The 25,313-nt window shown below is 74.3% G+C and carries 17 protein-coding genes; 12 read left to right on the forward strand and 5 right to left on the reverse strand.

What is annotated here, in order from left to right; translation table 11 throughout:
• The first annotated feature begins 77 nt into the window (after positions 1–77).
• Complete coding sequence (locus tag AC02VZ_RS07150; protein WP_476474861.1) at positions 78–1,388, forward strand: sensor histidine kinase; 1,311 nt, start codon at positions 78–80, stop codon at positions 1,386–1,388.
• Between the two features lie 341 nt (positions 1,389–1,729).
• On the opposite strand, the gene AC02VZ_RS07155 is transcribed toward AC02VZ_RS07150, so the two are convergent.
• Positions 1,730–2,263, reverse strand: a complete 534-nt coding sequence (locus AC02VZ_RS07155; protein WP_432057471.1) for an SUKH-3 domain-containing protein — start codon at positions 2,261–2,263, stop codon at positions 1,730–1,732.
• 115 nt (positions 2,264–2,378) lie between these two features.
• Complete coding sequence (locus AC02VZ_RS07160) at positions 2,379–2,909, reverse strand: YwqJ-related putative deaminase (RefSeq protein WP_432057472.1); 531 nt, start codon at positions 2,907–2,909, stop codon at positions 2,379–2,381.
• Between the two features lie 349 nt (positions 2,910–3,258).
• On the opposite strand from AC02VZ_RS07160, the gene AC02VZ_RS07165 reads away from it, so the two are divergent.
• Positions 3,259–4,284, forward strand: a complete 1,026-nt coding sequence (locus AC02VZ_RS07165; RefSeq protein WP_476474862.1) for an SMI1/KNR4 family protein — start codon at positions 3,259–3,261, stop codon at positions 4,282–4,284.
• 2 nt (positions 4,285–4,286) lie between these two features.
• Positions 4,287–7,097, forward strand: a complete 2,811-nt coding sequence (locus AC02VZ_RS07170; RefSeq protein WP_476474863.1) for an SUKH-4 family immunity protein — start codon at positions 4,287–4,289, stop codon at positions 7,095–7,097.
• Positions 7,098–7,352: 255 nt separating this feature from the next.
• Here the strand turns inward: AC02VZ_RS07170 and AC02VZ_RS07175 are convergent, their stop codons facing one another.
• Both AC02VZ_RS07175 and AC02VZ_RS07180 read right to left on the reverse strand, forming a co-directional pair.
• Positions 7,353–7,853: a GNAT family N-acetyltransferase gene (locus tag AC02VZ_RS07175; protein ID WP_476474864.1), complete on the reverse strand. Its 501-nt coding sequence runs from the start codon at positions 7,851–7,853 to the stop codon at positions 7,353–7,355.
• Positions 7,854–8,024: 171 nt separating this feature from the next.
• Positions 8,025–9,566 (reverse strand): MDR family MFS transporter, encoded by a 1,542-nt coding sequence (locus AC02VZ_RS07180; protein ID WP_476474865.1) that lies wholly within the window; start codon positions 9,564–9,566, stop codon positions 8,025–8,027.
• 495 nt (positions 9,567–10,061) lie between these two features.
• On the opposite strand from AC02VZ_RS07180, the gene AC02VZ_RS07185 reads away from it, so the two are divergent.
• From AC02VZ_RS07185 to mfd, 3 genes are all read left to right on the forward strand, one after another.
• Positions 10,062–10,850 (forward strand): ABC transporter ATP-binding protein, encoded by a 789-nt coding sequence (locus AC02VZ_RS07185; RefSeq protein WP_476474866.1) that lies wholly within the window; start codon positions 10,062–10,064, stop codon positions 10,848–10,850.
• Complete coding sequence (locus AC02VZ_RS07190; RefSeq protein ID WP_476474867.1) at positions 10,847–13,426, forward strand: ABC transporter permease; 2,580 nt, start codon at positions 10,847–10,849, stop codon at positions 13,424–13,426. Before AC02VZ_RS07185 ends, AC02VZ_RS07190 begins: the two co-directional genes overlap by 4 nt.
• 769 nt (positions 13,427–14,195) lie before the next feature.
• Positions 14,196–17,729 carry a transcription-repair coupling factor gene (mfd, locus tag AC02VZ_RS07195; RefSeq protein WP_432057479.1) on the forward strand — a complete coding sequence of 1,178 codons (3,534 nt, stop codon included), beginning with the start codon at positions 14,196–14,198 and terminating at the stop codon, positions 17,727–17,729.
• A gap of 181 nt (positions 17,730–17,910) precedes the next feature.
• Here the strand turns inward: mfd and AC02VZ_RS07200 are convergent, their stop codons facing one another.
• Positions 17,911–18,096, reverse strand: coding sequence for an antitoxin (locus AC02VZ_RS07200; RefSeq protein WP_432057480.1), 186 nt, complete (start codon positions 18,094–18,096; stop codon positions 17,911–17,913).
• A gap of 228 nt (positions 18,097–18,324) precedes the next feature.
• On the opposite strand from AC02VZ_RS07200, the gene AC02VZ_RS07205 reads away from it, so the two are divergent.
• The 6 genes from AC02VZ_RS07205 (at position 18,325) to AC02VZ_RS07230 (ending at position 25,201) form a co-directional block, all read left to right on the forward strand.
• Positions 18,325–19,053, forward strand: a complete 729-nt coding sequence (locus AC02VZ_RS07205; RefSeq protein WP_432057485.1) for an HNH endonuclease family protein — start codon at positions 18,325–18,327, stop codon at positions 19,051–19,053.
• Between the two features lie 482 nt (positions 19,054–19,535).
• Positions 19,536–20,186 (forward strand): hypothetical protein, encoded by a 651-nt coding sequence (locus AC02VZ_RS07210; RefSeq protein ID WP_432057481.1) that lies wholly within the window; start codon positions 19,536–19,538, stop codon positions 20,184–20,186.
• Between the two features lie 38 nt (positions 20,187–20,224).
• Entirely contained in the window at positions 20,225–21,718 is a 1,494-nt protein-coding gene (locus AC02VZ_RS07215; RefSeq protein WP_432057486.1) for a protein kinase domain-containing protein, read from the forward strand.
• A 158-nt stretch (positions 21,719–21,876) separates the two neighbouring features.
• Positions 21,877–22,524 (forward strand): SurA N-terminal domain-containing protein, encoded by a 648-nt coding sequence (locus tag AC02VZ_RS07220; RefSeq protein ID WP_476474868.1) that lies wholly within the window; start codon positions 21,877–21,879, stop codon positions 22,522–22,524.
• Between the two features lie 110 nt (positions 22,525–22,634).
• On the forward strand, positions 22,635–23,642 hold the full coding sequence (locus AC02VZ_RS07225) for a nucleoside triphosphate pyrophosphohydrolase (protein WP_476474869.1): 1,008 nt from the start codon (positions 22,635–22,637) through the stop codon (positions 23,640–23,642).
• 233 nt (positions 23,643–23,875) lie between these two features.
• Entirely contained in the window at positions 23,876–25,201 is a 1,326-nt protein-coding gene (locus AC02VZ_RS07230) for a cytochrome P450 family protein (RefSeq protein WP_432056142.1), read from the forward strand.
• Positions 25,202–25,313 lie beyond the last annotated feature (112 nt).

Raw genomic sequence — 25,313 nt, forward strand, 5'->3', positions numbered from 1 at the left:
AACGGTCACCCTCTGTGGTGTGGACCAGAGCGGAAACTCGCCGGAAAAGCCGGGGTGGCCGCCCGTAGGCTGGAGGCATGACCGCGACGGGGGAAGAGCAGGTGACGGCCCGCGGTGGGCCCTGGTGGTGGGCGCGGCGGCGCAGTGCGGCGTTGGATGTGGGGCTCGCGGTGGTGTCCGCGCTGGAGTGCGGGCTGGAGGGGGTGCCGTTCGCGCGGGAGACCGGGATCCCGGTGGCCGTGGGGGTGCTGTTCGGGCTGCTGGCGGGGTCGGTGCTGGTGGTGCGGCGGAAGTGGCCGATCGTCGTGGTGCTGGTGGCGATCGCGGTGACCCCGGCGCAGATGGGGTTCGTGCTGGCGGTGGTGGGTCTGTACACGCTGGCGGCGTCGGAGCTGCCGCGGCGGGTGATCGGGCTGCTGGCGGGGATGTCGGTGGTCGGCACGCTCATCGTGACGTTCGTGACGGTGCGGCAGGACATGGCGCGCGGGGATCTGGGCGTGGGCGGCTGGTTCCTGCCGTTCGCGGCGATCACGACGGCGCTGGGGGTGACGGCGCCGCCGGTGCTGTTCGGGCTGTACGTGGGGGCGCGGCGCCGGCTGATGGAGAGTCTGCGGGAGCGGGCGGACAGTCTGGAGCGGGAGCTGCAGTTGCTGGCGGAGCGTGCGGAGGAGCGCGCGGAGTGGGCCAGGAACGAGGAGCGGACGCGGATCGCGCGGGAGATGCACGACGTGGTGGCGCACCGGGTGTCGCTGATGGTGGTGCACGCGGCGGCGTTGCAGGCGGTGGCGCGGAAGGACCCGGAGAAGGCGGTGAAGAACGCCGCGCTGGTGGGGGACATGGGGCGGCAGGCGTTGACGGAGTTGCGGGAGATGCTGGGTGTCCTGCGGTCCGGCCGGGTGGCGGAGCGGGAGTCGGTGCCGTTGGCGGCGGTGGGGGAGGCGGCGGCCGCGGCGGCGTCGCGTGCGGCCGAGGCGGGGGAGGACGCGGCCGAGGGGCAGGGGCCGTGGTTGTCGGAGATCGGTGAGCTGGTGGAGCAGTCGGCCGCGGCGGGGATGGTGGTCGATCTGTCGGTGGTGGGGGAGAGGCGGTCGTACGCGCCGCGGGTGGAGTCGACGGCGTACCGGGTGGTGCAGGAGGCGTTGACGAACGTGCACAAGCACGCGGCGGGGGCGAAGACGTACGTGCGGGTGGCGCACCGGGTGTCGGAGATCGCGATGCAGGTGGAGAACGAGCCGCCTCCGGAGGCGGCGTCGTCGGCGCGGTTGCCGTCCGGGGGGAACGGCCTGGTGGGGATGAGGGAGCGGGTGTCGGCGTTGGGCGGGGTGTTCGTGTCGGGGCCGACGGATGCGGGGGGTTTCCGGGTGTCGGCGGTGATTCCGGCGTTGTAGGGGGTGGGGGCGCCGTCGGGCTGGGGGTCCCGGGCGGGTGGGGGTGCCGGAGGGCGTGCAGGCCGTGTCCGGTCGGGGTGCTCGGGCGGGGGCTGGTTGCCGGGTGGAGCTTGCGGCCCTGGGGGGTGTGGCCTCCCGGCCCCGGCTGTGGGCTCCGGCCCTGGGCGGTGGGGCCTGTGGCCCGGGTCTGCGGCCCCAGGTTTCGGTGCCTGGCTCGGCGCGGTGCAGGACCCCGCCGCCTTCGGGGCCGCCGGCGACGCCTGGTGGTGCGGTCCGCCGGTGCTGCGGTCCGCCGGCGGTGGGGCGCCGGTGCTGCGGCCCGTCGGCGGAGGGGTGCCCGGTCAGCCGGTGGTGAGGCGGGTGGGGTGGGTGCCGGTGAGGAGTGCGGTGAGGGCGTGGTCGATGCCGGGGCCGAGGTACCAGTCGCCGGTGTGGTCGAGGGCGTAGACGCGGCCTTCGGCGTCGATGGCGAGGAGGGCGTCGGTGTCGGTCTCGGCGCCGAGGGGGCTGAGGCGGGTGTCGAGGGCGCGGCCGAGGTCGCCGAGGGTGCGGGCGAGGTGGAGGCCGTGGAGCGGGTCGAGGTGGAGGGCGGCGGGGGCGACCTGCCGGCCGGGGGCGGTGGGGCGGAGGGAGAGCCCGCCGAATTCGGCCCAGGCTTCGACGGCCGCGGGGAAGACGTGGTGGCGGTGCCCGGCGGGTGAGGTGTGGTCGCGCAGGGAGTCGGCCCAGATCTCGGCTTGCTTGATGTCCCAGCGTCCCGGCTGCCAGCCCGCGGTGCGCAGGGCGGCGTCGACGGGCTCGGGGAAGCGGGCTGCGGGTGTCCCCTGCTCGATCGGGGTCGAGGGGCGGGGGACGGGGGCGCTGTCGGTGTGCATCTGCCGTTCGTTCGTCGGGGACGGGGACAGGGGCCGGTTCGGTGGGCCCGGTGGTGCGGGTGCCTCGCGCGGGGCGGACGGTGCGGCCGGCCGTGCGGCCGGGGCCGGCGGCGGGTCAGTCGCGTGTGGTGCCGGGGTCGACTATGCGGACGCCGAAGTGGGCGCTGAGGGCGGTGCAGGCGCGGCAGGGGGTGGCGAAGGAGCCGTGCAGGGGGTCGCCGTCCTCGCGGATGCGGCGGGTGGTGAGTTTGGCGTGTTTGAGGGCTTTGCGGGCCTCGCCGTTGGTCATGGGCTTGCGTGCGGCGCGCTTGCTGCGGGCGGCGTCGGCGGCGGTGAGGTGGCGGGAGATGAGGAGGGTTTCCGCGCACCGGCCGGTGAAGCGGTCGCGTTGGGCGCTGGTGAGGGCGTCGAGGAAGTCCTGGACCAGGGGGTGCAGGGCGGGGGGTGTGTCGGCGCGGGCGGGGGTGCCGGTGAGGGTGGCGCCGCGGACGGAGAGGGCGGCGGCGACGGTGGGCAGGATGCCGTCGCGGCGGTGGTGGAGGAGGGGGGCGGGGGTGGCGTCGGCGGCGCTCCAGTCGAGGCGGGGGTCACCGGTTCGGGGGTCGCCGGTGTGCCCGGTGTGCCGTCCCGTTTGCGCCATGTTCACGATCGTCTTCCCCTCCCGAGCATCCCCCGGTGGTCACAGAGTGCCAAACAGCGTGGCTGATCGGGAAGCTGGGGCGGAACGACACGCCCGGGTTTGGGCGGTCTGTCACCGGAGGGTGACGGTTGGTCACGGAAGTGGAGGGGTCGGGGGCCGGGGCCGGTGACCGGTGTCGTCGTACCGCTTAGGCTGTCGGCACCGCGATTCCCGCGGTGTGCCGCACGTTTGCGTGGGGGCGCCGGAGGGGTGCGGGACGGTAAGCAGTCGAAACAGACGTGAGAGTCGAATACGTTCCGTAGTGGTCCACACGTGGTCGTGCGGGTCGTACAGAGTGCCGCAGGGGGCAACCGCCATGACGACAGGTCGGCTCGGGCTGGGGGCACCTCCCGGCCGCCAGGCCGGGGGACACGCCGCGCCGCCGAACGCGGCCTACGCCGGGCAGGTCGTGCACTTCCCGGATCCGGTGCGGGCGGCCCGTCACCCGAGAGGGGTGCGGGTGGACGAGCGTGGTTACCCCGACTTCTCGCCCTACGCGCGGGCCGCGGCGCGGATCGCGGAGCCGCCGGAGGGTTTCGGTGTCGACGAGCTGCGGCTGACGGACTACGTGTCGGCGAACGCCGCTCTGGCGGCGAGCGGTCACCCGCTGTGGGACACGGTCCCGGCGGTGGCGACGCCGCACGGCTGGACGTGGCACCACGTGGTGGACTCGCGCCGGCTGGAGCTGGTGCCGGTCGAGGTGAAGGCGCTGCTGCGGCATCACGGTGGGGTGGCCTCGTCGCACGTGGACCAGGCGAAGCGGGGCACGCGTCCGTTGCAGGAGACGCGTCCGGCGCATTTCGGGCTGCCGAAGTCGGGTGTGGCGGTGACGGAGGCGCAGGTGCTGGGGGTCGAGGAGGACCTGGGGTACCGGCTGCCGGGCGCGTACCGGTCGTTCCTGAAGGCGGCGGGCGGCTGCGCGCCGGTGGGTACGGCGCTCGACGCGGAGCTGGGGCTGCTGGTGGACCAGCCGTTCTTCACGGTGCGGGACGAGGCGGCGGTCAACGACCTCGTGTACGTCAACAAGTGTCTGCGTGATCACCTGACGAAGGACTATCTGTGCGTCGCTTTCGTGCAGGGCGGTCTGCTGGCGGTGAAGGTGCGCGGTGACCGGGTGGGGTCGGTGTGGTTCTGCGCGTACGACGACGTGCGGGACGTGGACCCGGCGTTGCCTCCGGCCGAGCGGGTGGAGCGGCTGCTGCTGCCGTGTGGGGACGACTTCGACGTGTTCCTGTCGCGGCTGGCGGGGTCGCCGCCGGAGCTGGAGACGGTGGCGAACCTGATGGTGGACGGCGGCTTCGCGGAGGTCGTCCCGGTTTCTTCCGCGGGGAGTGAGTCGTAGCGATGGTGACGTTCGCGCAGGCGCAGGAGCGCGCGGAGGAGTGGGTCAACGGCGATGTGCCGGCGTACCAGCACCGTGAGGTGCGGGTGCGGGAGTTCGACCTGGGGTTCGTGGTGTGGGCGGAGGACCGTGCGGACGGTCCGCGTTCGGACGGGGGCGCGCACCGGCTGGTGATCGCCCGGGACAGCGGTGAGGCCACGTTGTGGCCGGGGCTGCCGGTGGGCGAGGTGATCCGCCGGTTCGAGGAGGAGTACGGCCGGGCGGAGGAGGAGCCGGAGCCGGCGCCCGCGCCGGCCGCCCGGGTGGATCTGAACCAGACGTCGTTCCTGCTGAGTCCGCCGGAGTGGTTGCAGGAGGCGGCGGACCGGATGGGCATTCCGGACCGTCGCGGGGACGCGTCCTCCAGGACGGCTGCTGCCGCCGGGGCCGGTGACACGGGTGGCGGTGCGGCCGGGGCCGGTGACACCGGTGGCGGTGCGGCCGGCGGGACCGGCGGTGGCGATACGGGGCCGCGGGGTACGCCGGGGACGCAGGGGACTGCCGGGCGGGGTGCGGAGGTACCCGGGGGACCCGCGCCGACCCGGGCGACGGAGGTGCCGGTCGCCGATGCCGTGCCCGGCCCTTCCTCTACGTCTCCCGCTCCCTCCTCCCCCGGGCCCGCGACGCCCGCCGCTGCCTCCGCGCCCGCCCCGGGTGCCTCGTCCGGTGGCGGGACCGCCTGGCCGGCGGCCGGGGGGGCCGGGGAGCCGCGGGACGCGGTGCCGGGCGGGGACGCCGGGGCGACGCCGTGGGCCGGTACCGACACCACCGCGGACGCCGGTGATGACCGGTCGGTCCCGCTGCCCGACACCGTGTTCGCGTCGTCGCTGAGCGAGTCCGGCGAGGACACGCCGCCGGGCCCGTCGGTCACGGCGGACGCGCAGACGGCGCTGATGTCCGGCGGCAGCCAGTTGCCGCCCACGGCCCTCGCGCCGGCGGTGCCGGAAGCCGGGGCCCCGGGGCCCGTGGGCGCGGACGCGCAGCGGGGCGGTCCGCCGCCCACCCGGGCGGGCGCCCCGTTCGACGGCTCGCAGGGCGGGGCGGCGGCCCCGCAGCGGCCGCTGCCGCCGAACGCCGGGGACATCGCCGACGCCGCGACCAGCAAGGCCACCCCGCCGCCGCGCCGGGGCACGGGTCCGACGACTCCGCCTCCGCCGGGCGCCCCGGGCACTCCGGGCGCGCGGCCCGGCGGCACCCCGCCGCCGCCTCCGCCGCCCCCGGGTGCTCCGGGCGCGTCGTCCGGCTCGTCGGGTGGGCCGGGTGGTGCCGGGGATTCCGGCGCGTACGTGCCGACGCAGCTGGGCTCGGCGCTGCGGCTCGACGGGTCCGGGGCCCCGGACGCCTCGCAGGGCGGGGTCCCGGACGCGTCGCAGGGTTCGGCGGGGGGCCGCGGGCCGGCCGGTCCGCCGGCCCCGCCGCCCCCGGGTCCGCCGAACGCGCCCGGGACGCCGTCGGGCGGGGTGCACCACGCGGCGACGATGCTCGCCGGTCCGGGGCCGCAGCAGCCGGGCGGTGGCCCGCAGCCCCCGGGTGCGCCCGGGGCCCCCGGCGGTACCGGGCCCGTGCACCATGCCGAGACCGTGCTGGCCGGGCCCCCGGTCGCCGGCCCCGGCGCGCCCGTGCCGCCCCCGCCACCGCCCGCGCCGGCCCCGGGGGTGCCCGGCACCCCGCCGCAGGGGGTGCCCGGCACCCCGCCGCAGGGCGTGCCCGGTGCGCCGGGTGGCGTCCACGAGATGCCGCCGGGGGGTCCGGTGCCCGGGCCGCCGCCGGCCTACGGCTACCCGCCGCAGCCGACGGGACTGCCGACCGTCGGCCCGGGTTACCAGGCGGTGCTGCGCTACCGGGCGCAGGACGGCTCCGAGCAGCAGCTGATCCGGCGTTCGGCGCCGGGCACGCCGCACCCGGAGTGGCAGATCTTCCACGAGCTGCGGGGCATGAACGTGCCGCCGGATCAGGTGCTGGAGCTGCACACGGAGCTGGAGTCGTGCGAGCTGCCGGGCGCGTACTGTGCGCGGATGATCCGGGAGCAGTGGCCGCAGGCGCGGATCACCAGCATCGCCCCGTACGGCACGGACCACGCGAGCCGGCAGCAGGGCATGCAGCAACTGCTGGCGCACCAGGGTGAGTTGCACCAGGTGGCGGACGGCCCGGCGCGTCCTGCGCCGGTGCGGGCGCCGATTCCGCCGGTGCCGCCGGTGCCTCCGGTGCCGCCGGAGGCGGTCGCGCAGGAGCTGGCGGCGGCGTTCGGCCCGGGGGTGTTCCGGTTCGAGCAGGCGGCGGTGTCCCGGCAGGGGGTGCCGCCGGTGGTGGCGCACACCCTGGTGGTGGCCGGACTGCCGCTGGACATGGGGCCGTTCTTCTGGGCGCAGGCGCAGCCGGGCCGTCCGGTGCCGACGCTGGCGGAGCTTGCGGCGGAGCGGGGCGTCCAGCCCGCGCCGGACGCCGGGTCGTACCTGGTCCTGGGCAGCGACTTCGGCAAGGCGCTCTGTGTCCAGTACGGCACGGCGAACATCGTCGCGGTGCCGGTGGAGGCGGGCCCGGGCGGGTCGTCCGTGCCGCCGCAGTTCGTGAACACCGGGGTGCTGGAGTTCGCGCGCTGCCTCGCGCTGCTGGGGCGGATGTGGCGGCTGCGGTTCGGGCTGAACCAGGAGCAGGCGGGCCGCTGGACCGTCGACTTCCAGGCGCAGTTGGCCGCGCTGGACCCGGCGGCGCTGGGGTCGCCGGAGAGCTGGTGGTCGGTGCTGCTGGAGCAGATGTGGGACGGCCTGCTGTGAGGCGCCCTCGCTGACGTGCGGGAGCAGGAGCCGGGCCCGGTCGGAACAGTTCCGGCCGGGCCCGGCTCGTACGGTGCGCGGGGTGTACGGGGGGCGTGGGGGCGGCCGGGGGCGGTGCCGGGGTGCGTCGCGCCCGGTGTCCGGTGCCGTCCGCCGTGCGCTGCCCGCCGGCTGCCGTCCTGGTCTCCGATTGCGGTACCCCATGCCCCGTGTGCGTGTCCGGCGCCTCCGGCTCGGGTGTCAGGCCCCGGCGGGTCAGGGAGCGGCGAGCCGTCGGACGTAGCGCACGCCGGGGCGGCCGGAGAGGGTGGTGGCGCCGGTGCGGGTGAAGCCGTTGCGGGTGAGGACGCGCGAGGACGCCGGGTTGTCGAGCGTGGTGGACGCGGTCAGGGTGGTGAGGCCGTAGGACCGCGCGGCGAGGCGGCAGACCTCGGCCACCGCCGCTGTCGCGACGCCCCGGCCGGTGGCGTCCGCGCCCACCCGGTACCCGAGTTCGGCGGAGCCGTCGGCCACGTCGACGAGGTTGACGCGGGCCAGGAGCGTGCCGTTCTCGTCGAGCACGACGTGGAAGTGGCAGCTGCCCGCCTCCTGTTCGGCGAGGAGGGACGTGTGCCGGGCGGCGAAACCGGCCGGGGTGAAGTACGCGTCGCCCCGGTCGGGCACCGAGCGGGCGAAGTGGGCGCGGTGGGCGCGCTCGAAGGCCAGCACGGCGGGGGCGTGCTCCGCGCGGAGGCGTTCCAGCGTCAGGGTGGCCATGGCGCGCAGCCTACGCAGGCTCGGTCTCGGAGCCCCCGCGAGGTCGCCCGCACGCAGTACCAGGAGGGCCGGGGCCGCCGCGTCCGCACCGCGGCCTCGGTCCCGGAGCACCCGCGAGGTCCCTCGCGGTACCAGGAGGGCCGGGGCCGCCGCGCCGCCCGCGCCGCGGCCTCAGTCCCGGAGTACCGGGAAGGTCCGCGGGGCCAGGACCAGCAGCACCAGGAACGCGAGGGCCGCCGCACCGGCCGCGCCCAGGTAGACGGCCTCGACGGCGTCCGCGACGGCCCGCCGGGTCGCCTCGGGGACGGCGCCGTCGCCGAGGGAGCCGGTCACCGCGTCCAGGCCGCCCGAGCCGCCGAGCCGGGCGGCCAGGACGCCGTTGGCGACGGCGCCGAACAGGGCCGCGCCCACCGTCTGGCCGGTCTGGCGGCAGAACAGCACCGACGCCGTGGCCGTGCCGCGTTCCTCCCACCGCACCGACGACTGGACGCCCACCACCAGCGGGAGCTGGAACAGGCCGAGGGCCGCGCCGAGCACCGTCATCAGCAGCATCGGCTGCCAGGCGTGGCCCGGATACGGCAGGAGCGGGAACGCGGCGAGGGTGAGGGCGGCCACGCCGATGCCGAGCAGGGCGGTGTCGCGGAAGCCGATCCGGCGGTAGACGTGCTGGCTGAGGGCGGCGGACACGGGCCAGGTCAGGGTCCACACGGACAGCACGAACCCGGCGGCCACGGGGGCCAGTCCGAGGACGGTCTGGGCGTAGGTGGGCAGGAACACGGCCGGTGCGATCATCAGCAGGCCGAGGGCGCCGAGGGCGAGGTTGACGGCCGCGATGGTGCGGCGCCGCCACACCCAGCCGGGGAGGACGGGCTCGGCCGCCCGGCGTTCCACGACGACCAGGACCGCCACCAGGGCGAGTCCCGTGCCGAACAGGGCGAGGGAGGGCGTGGACAGCCAGTCCCAGGCGACCCCGCCCTGCACGAGCGCGGTGAGCAGGGCGCCGCCGCAGGCGAACACGGTGAGGGCGCCCGCCCAGTCGACGCGCGGCCGGGACGGCACGGCGGGGCGGATCTCGTGCAGGTGACGGACGATCAGCCACAGGGCGAGGGCGCCGATGGGCAGGTTGACGAGGAAGATCCAGCGCCAGTCGGCGTAGGTGGCGAGGAGGCCGCCCAGGCCGGGCCCGGCGACCGAGGACACGGCCCACACGGTGGACAGCCGGGCCTGGATCCTGGGGCGCTGCTCCAGCGGGTAGAGGTCGGCGGCGAGGGTCTGCACGGTGGCCTGGAGGGCGCCGCCGCCCAGGCCCTGCACGATGCGGAACGCGACCAGGGCCGCCATGTTCCAGGCCAGCGCGCACAGCAGGGAGCCGAGGAGGAACACCGCCGCGCCCGCCACGAGCACGGGTTTGCGGCCGAAGGTGTCGGAGAGCCTGCCGTGGACGGGGAGCGTGACGGTGACGGCGAGCAGGTAGCCGGAGAAGAGCCAGGAGAAGTAGGAGAAGCCGCCGAGGTCGCCGACGATCTGGGGGACGGCGGTGGAGACGATCGTCGAGTCGAGGGCCGACAGGGCCATGGCCAGCATGAGGGCGGCGACGACGGTCCCGCGCCGGCCGGTCGCGGCCGTGCGCGCGGTGCGCGCGGTGCCGCCGGCCACGGGGCCGGTGTCGTCCACCGCCGGGTCCGCTCCTGGTGCTCCGTGGCCGTCCCGCATGTCCCGGTGGTGTCCTTTCCGGTCCGTTCGCCGTCCCGTCCGGTTTCTGTGCCCCTTGCATCTACCTGTCGTGGGACAGCTTCGCATTGACCCTGACGCAGCGGGAGGGTGCAGTCTGGGGGGCCCGTGGGCGGCGGCGACCCCGAGACCGTCTCCGCCCGTGGGGGGAGAGCCCTTAGGGGTCCCTCCGTACATCGGCTCGGGGAGGGGTCGTTCCGTCGGAGGACGTACCGGGCCGGGGTGCGTCCTTAACCTGGCTTTACGCCGCTGGGGGGCGGCTGGGCCCAGGGCCGGGGGTGGGGTTTTCCTCAGCAGAAGACTGCGCTGAACACCAGGGCGCCCGGCCCCCTCCCGCCGACAGACTGAAGCACGTCGCACCACGCGAGACCGCACCACGCGAGACCGCACCACGCGCGGGACACGACGGCCGTCCCGATCAGGACGGCGCCGGCGGCACCGCCGCATCCATCTGATGACCGACATAGGAGACGTACCGTGACATCGGCTGTGACCATTCCCAGGCACGGGGGCACTGGCGGGCGTACGGCCGTTGCCGCGCGGGCGCGGCAGGTCGTGAGGGCGTACGGGTCGGGTGAGACCCGGGTCGTCGCGCTCGACCACGTCGACGTGGACATCGAGCGCGGGCGGTTCACCGCGATCATGGGCCCCTCGGGGTCCGGCAAGTCCACGCTGATGCACTGCCTCGCCGGGCTCGACACCGTCACCAGCGGTCAGATCCATCTGGACGAGACCGAGATCACCGGCCTGAAGGACAAGAAGCTGACGCGGCTGCGCCGCGACCGCGTCGGTTTCATCTTCCAGGCGTTCAACCTGCTGCCCACGCTGAACGCGCTGGAGAACATCACGCTGCCCATGGACATCGCCGGCCGCAAGCCCGACAAGGCGTGGCTGGACCGGGTGGTGGAGACCGTCGGGCTCGCGGAGCGGCTGAAGCACCGGCCGACGCAGCTGTCGGGCGGGCAGCAGCAGCGCGTCGCCGTGGCGCGGGCGCTGGCGGCCCGGCCGGAGATCATCTTCGGTGACGAGCCGACCGGGAACCTCGACTCCCGGGCGGGCGCCGAGGTCCTCGGCTTCCTGCGCCGCTCGGTGGACGAGCTGGGCCAGACCATCGTGATGGTCACCCACGACCCGGTCGCCGCCTCCTACGCGGACCGCGTGCTGTACCTGGCGGACGGCCGCATCGTCGACGAGATGCACCAGCCGACCGCCGAGCAGGTCCTGGACCGCATGAAGGACTTCGACGCCCGGGGGCGCACGTCATGACCGTCCTGAAGACCTCGATGCGCAACTTCTTCGCGCACAAGGGGCGGATGGCCCTGTCGGCGGTGGCGGTGCTGCTGTCGGTGGCGTTCGTCTGCGGCACCCTGGTGTTCACGGACACCATGTCCACCACCTTCGACAAGCTGTTCGCGGCCACCTCGGCGGACGTCACGGTGAGCGGGAAGGACGCCTCGGACACCGGGGAGACCACCTCCCGCAACGGCAAGCCGCCGGTGATGCCGGCCTCCGTCCTGGAGAAGGTGCGCGAGGCGGACGGCGTGCGGGTGGCGGAGGGCACCGTGTTCTCCACCTCGGTGACCGTCGTCGACGCCGACCGCGACGACCTGTCCCCGACCAACGGCGGGCCCACCATCGTCGGGTCCTGGAACTCCAACGACGCCCGCACCATGGAGATCACCTCCGGCGCGGCGCCCGAGGGCCCGGACCAGATCATGGTGGACTCCGACACCGCCGACAAGCACGGCCTGGAGCTGGGTGACGAGATCGGCGTGATGAGCGCCGTCGGCACCCACCGCGCCGAGATCTCCGGCATCGCCGACTTCACCGTCACCAACCCCGGCGCGGCGATCTTCTTCCTGGACACGAAGACCGCCCAGCAGGCGCTGGTCGGCAAGGGCGGCGTCTACACCAACGTCCAGGTCACCGCCGCCGACGGCGTCAGCCACGAGCAGCTCAAGAAGAACGTGCGGGCCGAGCTCGGCACCGGCTACAAGGTGCAGACCGCCGCGGAGACCGCGGAGGAGAACCAGAAGGACGTCGAGGGCTTCATGAGCGTCATGAAGTACGCCATGCTCGGCTTCGCCGGCATCGCCTTCCTCGTCGGCATCTTCCTGATCATCAACACCTTCTCCATGCTGGTCGCCCAGCGCACCCGGGAGATCGGCCTGATGCGGGCCATCGGGTCCTCCCGCAAGCAGGTCAACCGCTCGGTCCTCGTGGAGGCACTCCTCCTCGGCCTGGTCGGCTCGGTGCTGGGCGTGGCCGCGGGCATCGGGCTGGCGGTCGGACTGATGAAGCTCATGGGCTCCATCGGCATGGAGTTGTCCACCAGGGACCTCACCGTCGCCTGGACCACCCCCGCGATCGGCCTGTTCCTCGGCGTCGTCGTCACCGTCCTCGCCGCCTACCTGCCCGCCCGCCGGGCCGGCCGGATCTCCCCGATGGCCGCCCTGCGCGACGCGGGCGCCCCCGCCGACGCCCGGGCCGGCCGGGTGCGCGGCATCGTCGGCACGGTCCTGACCGGCGGCGGCGCGCTCTTCCTCTACCTGGCGGGCTCCGCCGACAAGGCCACCGAGGGCTCGCTGTGGCTGGGACTCGGCGTGGTGCTGTCGCTGGTCGGCTTCATCGCCGTCGGCCCGCTCCTCGCCGGGGGCGTGGTCCGGGTGCTCGGCGCGGTCCTGCTGCGGGCCTTCGGCCCCGTCGGCCGGATGGCGGAGCGCAACGCGCTGCGCAACCCGCGCCGCACCGGCGCGACCGGCGCCGCCCTGATGATCGGTCTCGCCCTGGTCGCCTGCCTGTCCGTGGTCGGCTCCTCCATGGTCGCCTCGGCCACCGAGGAACTCGACAAGACGGTCGGCACGGACTTCATCATCGGCAACGACCAGGGGGTGCTCCTCACCCCGGAGGTCGTCGCCGCCGTGAAGGCCACCCCGGGCCTGGACCACGTCACCGAGTACCGGTGGACCGACGCGGACTTCACCACGCCCGACGGGAAGACCACCAAGGACTCCTCGATCACGGCCGCCGACCCGACGTACGCGACCGACCTGCGGGTCGAGACCGTCGCCGGCAAGCTGTCGGACGCCTACCTGCCCGGCGCGATGTCCGTCCACGAGGACTTCGCGAAGGATCACGGCATCACGATCGGCTCGAAGGTGAAGGTCGCGTTCCGGGACGGCACGGCCGGTGACCTGACGGTCCGCGCCATCACCAGCAGCGAGAGCGTCGTCGACGCCGGTGCGATGTACACGTCGATCGAGACGATGTCCCGGTACGTCCCGGCCGACCGGATGCCGCTGAACCAGATCATGTTCGCCGCGGCCGAGGACGGCCAGAAGGACGCCGCGTACGCCGCGCTCAAGAAGTCCCTCGACCCGTTCCCGCAGTACGACGTGCGCGACCAGACCGACTACAAGGAGGCCCTGAAGGACCAGATCGGCCAGCTGCTCAACATGATCTACGGCCTGCTGGGCCTGGCGATCGTCGTCGCGGTCCTCGGGGTGGTGAACACCCTCGCCCTGTCGGTCGTCGAGCGGACCCGGGAGATCGGCCTGATGCGGGCCATCGGCCTCTCGCGCCGGCAGCTGCGCCGCATGATCCGGATGGAGTCGGTCGTCATCGCCCTCTTCGGCGCCCTGCTGGGCCTCGGGCTGGGCCTGGGCTGGGGGGCCACCGCCCAGCAGCTCCTCGCGCTGGAGGGGCTGAAGGTCCTGGACGTCCCGTGGCCGACGATCATCGGGGTCTTCGTCGGATCGGCCTTCGTGGGCCTGTTCGCCGCCCTGGTCCCGGCCTTCCGGGCGGGCCGGATGAACGTCCTGAACGCCATCGCCACCGACTAGGGCCGAGGGCGCCGGCCGGTTCCGGTACAGGCACCGGCTCCGGTACTGGAACCGGACCGGTCGGCAGCCCCGCGCCGTACGGCACGGGCACGGGCACGGCACGAGCAGCGCGCGACCACCGCACACGGGGGGTGCGGGGGAACATCCGGCGCCGGGCGTCCCACGGGACCCCGGCGCCGGACGCGTGCGCCGGACGTGTGCGCCGGACGCGTGCGGCGGGGCGGAGCGGCCGCGCGCGCCGGCCGACGGTCACCGGCGCGGGCGGCCGACGCCCCGCGCGCCCGGCCGCCGACCGTCGGCTTCGCACCCCCGGCCCGCCGGCTCCGCGCCCTCGGCCCCCGGCCCGCGCGGCCTCGGTCCCCCGTCCCCGGCACCCGGCCCGAGCGGCCCGCGCTCCGCGAACCTCGCGGCCCCCCGGCCCCCCGGCCCCCCGGCCCTCGGCACCCCGGCTTGAGCGCCCCGCACCGTAGAGGCCCCCGACGCACCCCCGGCGATGTCCCCGCGGACGTCGAAGCCCCGTCGGTGCCTCCGCCCCGGCGGGAGCCGGGCCGCCTCGCGGTGGCCGCCCCCGCGGGTACCGGGACCGGTCCCGGCGCCCGGCCCGTGGGCGGCGGTCCAGGTCACACGGCATCGCGGGCGCCCTGACGGGTACCCGTGCCGTCCACAGCCCGCCGCACGAGCGGGCCCGGCGTCGTACGCTGGACACCCCCGGCCCGCAGCGCGTGTCGGGCCCGTCGTGTTGCACACCCCCGGAGGGATCCCGCCCCGCATGAGCCTGCACGGTCTGCTCGACGCCGTCGTCAAGGACGCCGCCCTCGCGGAAGCGATCGCGGCGGCCACCGACGGCAACCGCATGCACGTCGACCTGGTCGGGCCCCCCGCAGCCCGCCCCTTCGCGGTCGCCGCCCTGGCCCGCGACGCCGGCCGGCCGGTCCTGGCGGTCACGGCGACCGGCCGGGAGGCCGAGGACCTGGCGGCGGCCCTGCGGTCGCTGCTGCCGCCCGAGGGGGTCGTGGAGTACCCGTCCTGGGAGACGCTGCCGCACGAGCGGCTCAGCCCGCGCAGCGACACCGTCGGCCGCCGCCTGGCCGTGCTGCGCCGCCTCGCCCATCCCCGCGCCGACGACCCGGAGACCGGTCCCGTCTCCGTCGTCGTGGCGCCGGTGCGTTCCGTGCTCCAGCCGCAGGTCAAGGGGCTCGGGGACCTGGAGCCGGTGGCGCTGAGCACCGGGCAGAGCGCCGACCTGGAGCAGGTCGTCCAGGCGCTCGCCGCCGCCGCGTACGCGCGCGTGGAACTGGTGGAGAAGCGCGGGGAGTTCGCCGTGCGCGGCGGCATCCTGGACGTGTTCCCGCCCACCGAGGAACACCCCCTGCGGGTCGAGTTCTGGGGCGACGACGTCGAGGAGATCCGCTACTTCAAGGTCGCCGACCAGCGGTCCCTGGAGATCGCCGAGCACGGCCTGTGGGCCCCGCCCTGCCGCGAGCTGCTGCTCACCGACGAGGTGCGCGAGCGCGCCCGGGCGCTCGCCGAGGAGCACCCCGAGCTGGGGGACCTGCTCGGCAGGATCGCCGAGGGCATCGCCGTGGAGGGCATGGAGTCCCTGGCGCCCGTCCTCGTCGACGACATGGAGCTGCTGCTGGACGTGCTGCCCGAGGGCGCCATGGCCGTCGTGTGCGACCCGGAGCGGGTCCGCACCCGCGCCGCGGACCTGGTGGCCACGTCGCAGGAGTTCCTGCAGGCGTCCTGGGCCGCCACGGCGGGCGGGGGCGAGGCACCCATCGACGTCGGCGCCGCCTCCCTGTGGCCGCTCGCGGACGTGCGGGAGCGGGCGCGCGAGCTGGGCGTGATGTGGTGGTCGGTGTCGCCGTTCGCCGCCGACGAGGAAGTCGACGAGACCACGCTGAAGCTCGGCATGCACGCCCCCGAGAGCTACCGCGGCGACACCGCGCGGGCGCTCGCCGACACCAAGGGCTGGCTGGCCGACGGCTGGCGCACGGTGTATCTCACCGAGGGGCACGGCCCGGCGTCCCGCACGGTGGAGGTGCTGGGCGGTGAGGGCATCGCGGCCCGCCTGGAGGCCGACCTCGGCGAGATCGCCCCGTCCGTCGTGCACGTCTCCTGCGGCTGCGTCGACCACGGCTTCATCGACCCGGCGCTGAAGCTGGCCGTGCTCACCGAGACCGACCTGACCGGGCAGAAGGCGTCCGGCCGGGAGGGCGCGCGGATGCCGGCCCGGCGCCGCAAGACCATCGACCCGCTCACTCTGGAGGCGGGCGACTACATCGTGCACGAGCAGCACGGCGTGGGCCGCTACATCGAGATGGTGCAGCGCACCGTGCAGGGCGCCACCCGCGAGTACCTGGTCGTGGAGTACGCGCCCGCCAAGCGCGGCCAGCCCGGCGACCGCCTGTACATTCCCACCGACCAGCTGGAGCAGATCACCAAGTACGTGGGCGGCGAGGCCCCCACCCTGCACCGGCTCGGCGGCGCCGACTGGACCAAGACCAAGGCGCGCGCCAAGAAGGCCGTCAAGGAGATCGCCGCCGACCTGATCAAGCTGTACAGCGCGCGCATGGCGGCCCCCGGGCACCCCTTCGGACCGGACACACCCTGGCAGCGGGAACTGGAGGACGCCTTCCCCTACGCGGAGACGCCCGACCAGCTGACCACCATCGCCGAGGTCAAGGAGGACATGGAGAAGACGGTCCCCATGGACCGTCTGATCTGCGGAGACGTCGGCTACGGCAAGACCGAGATCGCGGTGCGGGCCGCCTTCAAGGCCGTGCAGGACGGCAAGCAGGTCGCCGTCCTGGTGCCCACCACGCTGCTGGTGCAGCAGCACTTCGGCACCTTCAGCGAGCGGTACGCGCAGTTCCCGGTCGTCGTGAAGGCCCTGTCGCGCTTCCAGAGCGACACGGAGGCCAAGGCGGTCCTGGAGGGGCTGCGGGACGGTTCCGTGGACGTCGTCATCGGCACCCACCGGCTGTTCTCGTCGGAGACCAAGTTCAAGGACCTGGGCCTGGTCATCGTCGACGAGGAGCAGCGTTTCGGTGTCGAGCACAAGGAGCAGCTGAAGAAGCTGCGCGCCAACGTCGACGTGCTGACGATGTCCGCCACCCCCATCCCCCGCACCCTGGAGATGGCGGTGACCGGCATCCGTGAGATGTCGACGATCACCACCCCGCCGGAGGAGCGCCACCCGGTGCTCACCTTCGTCGGCCCGTACGAGCAGAAGCAGATCGGCGCCGCCATCCGCCGCGAACTGCTGCGCGAGGGGCAGGTCTTCTACATCCACAACCGGGTCGAGTCGATCGACCGGGCGGCGGCCCGGCTGCGCGAGATCGTGCCCGAGGCGCGGATCGCCACCGCGCACGGCCAGATGTCGGAGGCGGCGCTGGAGCAGGTCGTCGTCGACTTCTGGGAGAAGAAGTTCGACGTGCTGGTGTCGACGACGATCGTCGAGTCCGGCATCGACATCTCCAACGCCAACACCCTGATCGTGGAGCGCGGCGACAACTTCGGCCTCAGCCAGCTGCACCAGCTGCGCGGCCGGGTCGGCCGGGGCCGGGAGCGCGGGTACGCGTACTTCCTGTACCCGCCGGAGAAGCCGCTGACGGAGACCGCGCACGAACGCCTCGCCACCATCGCCCAGCACACGGAGATGGGCGCGGGCATGTACGTGGCGATGAAGGACCTGGAGATCCGCGGCGCCGGGAACCTGCTCGGCGGTGAGCAGTCCGGGCACATCGCGGGCGTCGGCTTCGACCTGTACGTGCGGATGGTCGGCGAGGCCGTCGCGGACTACCGGCGGCAGCTGGAGACCGGCGAGATCGAGGAGGAGCCGCCGCTCGAGGTCAAGATCGAGCTGCCCGTCGACGCACACGTCCCGCACGACTACGCGCCCGGCGAGCGGCTGCGCCTCCAGGCGTACCGCGCGATCGCCTCCGCCAACTCCGAGGAGGACATCAAGGCCGTACGGGAGGAACTCGTCGACCGGTACGGCAAGGTGCCCGAGCCGGTGGAGAACCTGCTGCTGGTGGCGGGGCTGCGGATGCTGGCCCGGGCGTGCGGGGTCGGGGAGGTCGTGCTGCAGGGCACCAACATCCGGTTCGCGCCGGTGGAGTTGCGGGAGTCGCAGGAGCTGCGCCTCAAGCGGCTCTACCCGGGCACGGTCGTCAAGCCGGCCGCGCACCAGGTGCTGGTGCCCCGCCCGAAGACGGCCCGGGTCGGCGGGAAGCCGCTGGTCGGGCGGGAGCTGCTGGGCTGGGTCGGCGAGTTCCTGACGTCGGTGCTGGGGTCCTGAGGGAAGGACCGGGACGGGACACCGGGAGCACGAGGCCGCCCACGGCGAGGGCGACGGCGACGGTGACATGCGGAAGCCGCCCACGGCAACGGGCCGTGAGGCGGCTTCTGTTCGGGTCGCGGCCTGCTGTACCGGTCACGACGGACACCCGGTGGGTCCCGGTCCGATGGCTGCGGGAGACCTACGGCTCGTCGGTACGGTCGCCCTCCATGCCGAGACGGCGCTCGGCCTGTTGCTGAGCGGTGTCGACGTGCTTGGCGTGTTTGCCGCCGGTCCTCTCGTTGATCTTCTGTTCCGCGGCGTCGGAGGCCTGCTTGGCCTTCTCCTGCGCCGACTTGTTGCTCTTGAACTTGTCGAAGATGCCCATCCAGGAACTCCTTCCGAGGTGACTCATCTACGACCATACGCGTGACATGCGTGGAATGCGCATTTTCGCCCAGATGTGGTCTGGACCTCCGACTCGCTACGGTGATCCCGGCACCACCGGCCCGCGCGGGCCGGGCACGACAGCACCAGGGGAGGGGCCACTGTGACGTGGTACGCGAGGCGTCGGAGCAGGGGAGGGGCGGCGGCGACCCGGTGGACCGGGGCGGCGGTGTGCGCGGCCGTCGTCCTCCTGACGGGCTGCGAGGCGCTCGACAGCGCCGGTACCCCCGCGTCGGGACCCGAGGCCGGCGCCGCGGGCGACGGCCGGGCCGTCAGCCCGCTGGACAACCCCGACGGGACCGAGCCGGGACTCGCCCCCGTGAAGGAGGAGGCGGACCGTGACCGGGCCGTCGCCCTCATCGAGAAGGTGGCCACCAAGGGCCGCGGACCGAAGACCGGTTACGACCGCGACGAGTTCGGCTACGCCTGGATGGACACGGCCGACGGCGTCCCGTTCGCCAGGAACGGCTGCGACACCCGCAACGACCTGCTCGAACTCCACGGGCGCAACGTCGAGTTCCGCAGCGGCTCGGACTGCGTGGTCGTCTCGATGGACCTGTACGACCCGTACACGGGCAAGGACATCGCCTGGAAGAAGGCCAAGGCCGCCGAGGTCCAGATAGACCACGTCGTGCCGCTCTCCTACAGCTGGCAGATGGGCGCCTCGCGCTGGCCGGAGAGCAAGCGCCGGCAGCTCGCCAACGACGCCCTCAACCTCCTCCCGGTCGAAGGCCGCGCCAACTCCGCGAAGTCGGACTCCGGCCCGGCGTCCTGGCTGCCGCCGAGCAAGGGCGTCCGGTGCGCGTACGCGGTCCGCTTCGCCCAGGTCGCCGTCAAGTACGAGATGCCGGTGACGAAGGCCGACAAGGAGATGATGCTGCGGCAGTGCGGCGGCTGACCGGGGACGGCCGGCCGTTGAACGGGACGGCCGGTGCCGCTGACCGGGGACGGCCGGCCGGTGAGCGCGTCGGCCGGCCCGCCCGGCCCCGTGTGCCGAGGTCCGGCAACCGGCCCGCCCGAGCGAGCCCCCGCCCGGCCCCGCCCGGTTCTGCCCGGCCCCGCACCGTGTCCGGCCGGGCACGCCGGGCACCGGACGGACCGGCGTGGACCCCGAACGGGCGTGGCGCGCCCCGGACTCCGCCCGTCCGGGCGGCCCCGGGGCGCCCCCGTGCGCCCGGGGCAATCCCGGGGTCCGGCACCCGAACCGGCCCCACGGACGCCACGGGAGGCCCGTCCGGGAGGGCGACGGAAGTGATCGGGTCGACAACGGTTCGGTACAACGCGGGACCAGTTGTCCCCCCTGGCCTATACGCTCATGGCTCGAACGAGCTTCGACGCTCGCACCCAGTCCTCGTCGGCCACACCGGTTCAGGAGCAGTCATGTACGGCCACGGCGCGCCGCAGCCCCCTCGCAGCGCGGCAACGGTGATCACCCTGCGTGTGCTGATCGCCCTCGCCGGATTCCTCTCGTGCGGCCTGCTGTCCTGCGTCCCCCTGTTCCGGGTGGCGCTGCTGCGGGGCCGCACCCTGGACTGGGCCGTCGCGTGGGTCAGCATCCCGCTGTCCATCGCCCTGCTGATGGTGGTCGGCTCGCTCCCCGAGGCGGACGTCCGCACCGACATGGCCGTGGCCCTGATGCTGCTGCTCGGCATCGGCGCCGCCGCCTACTACCTCGTCGTCGACATCCGCCACCACAGCCGGCCGCACCCCTACCCGGGCCCGCTCGGCCACGGGACGGCCCCCTACGGGTACCCGCAGCCCACGCCGCCCTCGCCGTACGCGACCACGGCCGTTTCCTCTCCCCCCGTTCCGCAGCACCCCGTCCCCCCGCAGCAGGTCCCGCCCGTGCCCCCGCACCAGACCCCGCACCCGGGACCGGCCGCCCCCCTGCCGCCGACGACGCCGCCCCCCGCGCCCCAGCGCATCGACCAGGTGCGCGCCGAACTCGACGAGCTCAGCGACTACCTGCGCAGACACGACGGTCCCGAGGGCCACCACGGCCCCGGCGGGATCCACGGCAACGGAAGGTGAGCGTGACGGCGGGACGAGTCGTCGCCGGCCGCTACGAACTGTCCACGCTGATCGGACAGGGCGGCATGGGACAGGTCTGGACGGCCTACGACAAACGCCTGGACCGGCGGGTGGCGGTGAAGCTGCTGCGCCCGGACAAGGTGGCCGGCCAGGAGGCCGACGAACTGCGCCGCCGCTTCGTGCGCGAATGCCGGGTGACCGCCCAGGTCGACCACCCCGGCCTGGTCACGGTGCACGACGCGGGCAGCGAGGGCGAGGAACTCTTCCTCGTCATGCAGTACGTCGACGGCGCCGACCTCGGCGACCACCTCGCCGAGAACGCCCCCTACCCGTGGCAGTGGACGGTCGCCGTGGCCGCGCAGCTGTGCGCCGTGCTCAGCGCGGTGCACGCCGTGCCGATCGTCCACCGCGACCTCAAGCCGCGCAACGTCATGATCAAGCAGGACGGCACGGTCACCGTGCTGGACCTCGGCGTCGCCTCCGTCATGGACAGCGACACCACCCGCCTCACCCACACCGGGTCACCCATCGGCTCGCCCGCCTACATGGCCCCGGAACAGGCCATGGGCGGCGCCGTCGGCCCCTACACGGACCTCTACGCGCTCGGCGTGCTCATGCACGAACTGCTCAGCGGCGACGTGCCCTTCGCCGGCTCCACCGCCCTCGGCGTGCTGCACCGGCACCTCTACGAGCCCCCGGTCCCCGTCCGCAGGATCCGCCCGGAGGTCCCCGAGGCCCTGGAAGCGCTGGTGCTGCGGCTGCTGTCCAAGGACCCCCAGCACCGCCCGGACTCCGCCCAGGAGGTCTACGAACACCTGGCCCTGCTGCTGCCCTCCCGCGGGACCCCCACCGGGGCGCCGCTCGACCCCACCCGGCCCTTCCTGCGCCCCCACGCCCCCTGGCCCGACCGGGCGCGCACCCCCGCGCCGCAGCCCGCCCCCGCCACGCCCCCGGCGCCCGCCGCGGAGAAGGCGGACGTCGCCGTCGCCGTGGACGAGGTCAAGCGGCTCCTCGGCGAGGGCCGGATCACCCAGGCCGTCGACATCCTCGGCGGCATCCTGCCGGTCGCCGCCGAGCAGCACGGCGAGCAGTCCCCGGTCGTCCGCACCCTGCGCAAGCAGTACGCGGCCACCCTGCTGGACGACGGCCAGTACCGGCGCGCCCTGCCCGAGCTGCGCCTCCTCGCCGAGGAACGCGCGGCCGAGGCGGGCCAGGCCGACCCGCAGTCGCTGCGCTACCGCTACGAGGCCGCCCAGTGCCTGGAGCAGCTCGGCGAGCCGGCCGCCGCCCTCGCCGAGTACCGGTCACTGCTCGGCTACTTCGAGAACCAGTACGTCTCGGGCGACCCCGAGCTCGCCCACGACGTCCGCCGCCGCATCGGCCACCTCCTGCTCGCCCTCGGCGACCGTGCCGCCGCCCACAGCACCCTGATGCGGCTGCTCCACGACGTCGAACGCCTCCAGGGTCCGGGCCACCCGACGGCCGTCGAGGTCCGGCGGACGCTGGAGTGGCTGGGACAAGTGCGCGGATAGCGGCCGCAGCCCGGCGGACCGGACTCCCGGGCCGCGCGGCGGTGCCGGAAGTGCCGGTGAATCGTTGGTCGAATGGGTTGGCCAGAGCTTGGCCGATGCCTACCATCGATCATCGCAAGACTTTGTGCACCGCCGCACAAGCTCCTCAGGAGGTTTCCTTGCACCGCCGCCGTCGCACCGCGCTCCTGTTCACCGCCGCGCTCGTCGCGGCGGCACCCCTGCTCACCGCGTGCGGCAACGACGCGCACCCGGGGGCGGCGGCCGTCGTCGGCGGCCAGCGGATCACCGTCGCGCAGCTGGAGGAGCGGGTCGACCAGATCCGCGAGGCCCAGCGTGCCGCCGTGCCCGACGAGGCGCAGTACGAGCAGGCCGTCGCCCGCACCGGCAGCCTGACCCGGGACACACTGAACGGCATGGTCCTGGACCGGGTGCTGGAGCGCGCCGCCGAGGACGCCGGGGTGACCGTCAGCGACCGCGAGGTCCAGCAGCTGCGGTCCGACCTCCAGGAGCAGGCGGGCGGCGCCGAGGCGCTGGAAGCGGCCTGGCTCCAGCAGTACGGCATCCCGCCGCAGCGCCTCGACGACAACCTCCGCCTCCAGGTCACCGCCCAGAAGCTGGCCGAGAGCCTCGGCACCGACACCAGCAGGCCCGAGTTCTGGCAGGCACTCTCCGAGGCGGGCAAGGAACTCGACGTCGACCTCAACCCGCGCTACGGCAGCTGGGACCCGGAGAAGAGCAGCCGCGTCGACGCCACCACCCCGTGGCTCCGCGACGTCACCGGCGCCGGAGCACCCCGGACCGCCTGACCGGCCCCGCCCGCCCCGGTGAGCACGAGGGCGGTACGACCGTACGACCGCGCCGACGGCCCTGTGGACAACTTCACGGGGCCGTCGGCGCAGTGCGTTAGTTTCGAAGCGTGAACGCCAACAGTGCCCCGCCGACCAGCCCCGACGCCGCCGACCCCGGCCGCGTCGTCCTGCTCACCACCAGCCACCGGGTCGCCCCCGGCCTGCTGTCCTGGCCCGCCTGGCAGGCCCTGCACGCGGCCGACCGGGTGCTGTGCTCGGACGGCGCCCACCCGCAGCTGCCCTACCTGCGGGAGGCCGGCCTGGCCGTCGAGGAGGCGGCCCCGGCCGCCGAGGAACTCGTCGACGCCTGCGCGGGCGGGCGGACGGTCGTGGTCGTCGCCACGGGCGAGGGCGAACCCGCACTGACCGACGGCCTCGCACGCCTGGCCGGCAGCGGCCGGGTCCGCATGCCCGCACTGGAACTGCTCCCCGGCTCCTACGACCTGCCGGGCGCCCGGGTCCTCGACCTCGTCCAGGTCATGGACCGGATCCGCGCCGCCTGCCCGTGGTCCTCCCTCCAGACCCACCAGGGCCTCGCCAAGTACGGCATCGAGGAGGCGTACGAACTCGTCGAGGCGATCGAGGAGGGTGACCGCGACGAACTCCGCGAGGAGCTGGGCGACGTCCTCCTCCAGGTCGTCTTCCACTCCCGGATAGCCGAGGAGCACCCCGAGGCGCCCTTCTCCCTGGACGACGTGGCCGGCGGCATCGTCGCCAAACTCATCCACCGCCACCCCCACGTCTTCGGCGACGCCACCGCGACCACCCCCGAGGAGGTCAAGGAGCACTGGCTGCGCACCAAGGCCGAGGAGAAGCGGCGCACCTCGGTCACCGAGGGCATCCCCCTCGGCCAGCCCGGCCTGGCCCTCGCCGCCAAGCTGGCCTCCCGGGTGCGCACCGCGGGTCTCGACGTGCCGCTGCCCCGGGGCGAGGGCATCGGCTACGACCTGCTCGCCCTGGCGGTGCGGGCCGAGGCGGAGGGCGTCGACCCGGAAGCGGCCCTGCGCGCGGCGGCCCGCGCCTACCGGGACGCGGTGCGGGCGGCGGAGGGGGTGGGGGAGGGGAGCGGGGAGTAGCGGGACGCGGTGCGGGCGGCGGAGGGGGTGGGGGAGGGAGGGGGGAGGGGGCCCCTCCCCCCCCGGATACCCCCGCCGCCCGCGCCCGCCCCTCCGGATACGGTCGAACCGTGACCGATCAGCCCCCGCCGCCGGAGCACCGCGCATCACCGGTGCCCCCCGTACCTCCTGCGTCTCCCGTATCTCCCGTACCTCCTGCGCCTCCCGTACCTCCTGCGCCTCCCGTACCTCCCGTGTCTCCCCCACTTCCCTCTACGCGCCCCGTGCCCGAACTGTTCACGTGGGAGTTCGCGAGCAACCCCTACCCCGCCTACGCCTGGCTCCGCGAGCACGCGCCCGTGCACCGGACGCGGCTGCCGAGCGGGGTGGAGGCCTGGCTGGTGACCCGGTACGCCGACGCGCGCCGGACCCTCGCGGACAACCGCCTGTCCAAGAACCCGGCGCACCACGACGAGTCCGCGCACGCCAAGGGCAGGACCGGCATCCCGGGGGAGCGCAAGGCGGAGCTGATGACGCATCTGCTCAACATCGACCCGCCGGACCACACCCGGCTGCGGCGGCTGGTGAGCAAGGCGTTCACCCCGCGCCGGGTGGCGGAGTTCGCGCCCCGGGTGCAGGAGCTGACCGACGGGCTCATCGACGCCTTCGCCGCCCGCGGTTCCGCCGACCTGATCCACGAGTTCGCCTTCCCGCTCCCCATCCACGCCATCTGCGACCTGCTCGGCGTCCCCCGGGAGGACCAGGACGACTTCCGGGACTGGGCGGGCATGATGATCCGCCACCAGGGCGGCCCCCGGGGCGGGGTGGCGCGCTCGGTGAAGAAGATGCGCGGCTACCTCGCCGACCTGATCCACCGCAAGCGCGCGGCCCTGCCCGCCGAGCCCGCCCCCGGCGAGGACCTCATCTCCGGTCTCATCCGGGCCTCGGACCACGGTGAGCACCTCACCGAGAACGAGGCCGCCGCGATGGCGTTCATCCTGCTGTTCGCCGGCTTCGAGACCACCGTCAACCTCATCGGCAACGGCACCTACGCCCTGCTCACCCATCCCGCGCAGCGCGCCCTGCTCCAGGACTCCCTGGCCGCCGGGGAGCGCGGACTGCTGGAGACCGGGGTGGAGGAACTGCTGCGCTACGACGGCCCCGTGGAACTGGCGACCTGGCGGTTCGCGACGGAGCCGGTCACCATCGGCGGGCAGCGGATCGCCGCCGGGGACCCGGTGCTGGTCGTGCTCGCGGCGGCGGACCGGGACCCGGAACGGTTCGACGGGCCGGACGTGCTGGACCTGGCGCGGCGTGACAATCCCCACCTGGGATACGGCCACGGTATCCACTACTGCCTGGGTGCCCCGCTGGCGCGCCTGGAGGGGCAGACCGCGCTCGCCACCCTGCTGACCCGGCTGCCGGACCTCCGGCTGGCGGCGGATCCGGCCGAACTGCGCTGGCGGGGCGGGCTCATCATGCGCGGACTGCGCACCCTGCCGGTGGAATTCACTCCTCCGGCAAAGCCGAGCGAACCGGACGGCGCCTCAGTGCCCCCGAGCCGACCAGCGGAAACGTGACACAGTCTCACACTCCGTGATCTCCACGTGATCTGCGCGGCATTAACTTGTGACAAGAGATCCTTCCCGATACGTTCACCCATCAACAGCGTGGCGCACGTGAGTTCGCGTC

Source organism: Streptomyces sp. 3-6 (assembly GCF_056323165.1).

Coding starts and splice junctions, on each gene's coding strand:
- AC02VZ_RS07150 (WP_476474861.1), top strand. CDS start 78: ATGACCGCGACGGGGGAAGAGCAGGTGACGGCCCGCGGTGGGCCCTGG.
- AC02VZ_RS07190 (WP_476474867.1), top strand. CDS start 10,847: ATGACCGTCCTGAAGACCTCGATGCGCAACTTCTTCGCGCACAAGGGG.
- AC02VZ_RS07175 (WP_476474864.1), bottom strand. CDS start 7,853: ATGGCCACCCTGACGCTGGAACGCCTCCGCGCGGAGCACGCCCCCGCC.
- AC02VZ_RS07155 (WP_432057471.1), bottom strand. CDS start 2,263: ATGCACACCGACAGCGCCCCCGTCCCCCGCCCCTCGACCCCGATCGAG.
- AC02VZ_RS07170 (WP_476474863.1), top strand. CDS start 4,287: ATGGTGACGTTCGCGCAGGCGCAGGAGCGCGCGGAGGAGTGGGTCAAC.
- mfd (WP_432057479.1), top strand. CDS start 14,196: ATGAGCCTGCACGGTCTGCTCGACGCCGTCGTCAAGGACGCCGCCCTC.
- AC02VZ_RS07200 (WP_432057480.1), bottom strand. CDS start 18,096: ATGGGCATCTTCGACAAGTTCAAGAGCAACAAGTCGGCGCAGGAGAAG.
- AC02VZ_RS07210 (WP_432057481.1), top strand. CDS start 19,536: ATGTACGGCCACGGCGCGCCGCAGCCCCCTCGCAGCGCGGCAACGGTG.
- AC02VZ_RS07165 (WP_476474862.1), top strand. CDS start 3,259: ATGACGACAGGTCGGCTCGGGCTGGGGGCACCTCCCGGCCGCCAGGCC.
- AC02VZ_RS07180 (WP_476474865.1), bottom strand. CDS start 9,566: ATGCGGGACGGCCACGGAGCACCAGGAGCGGACCCGGCGGTGGACGAC.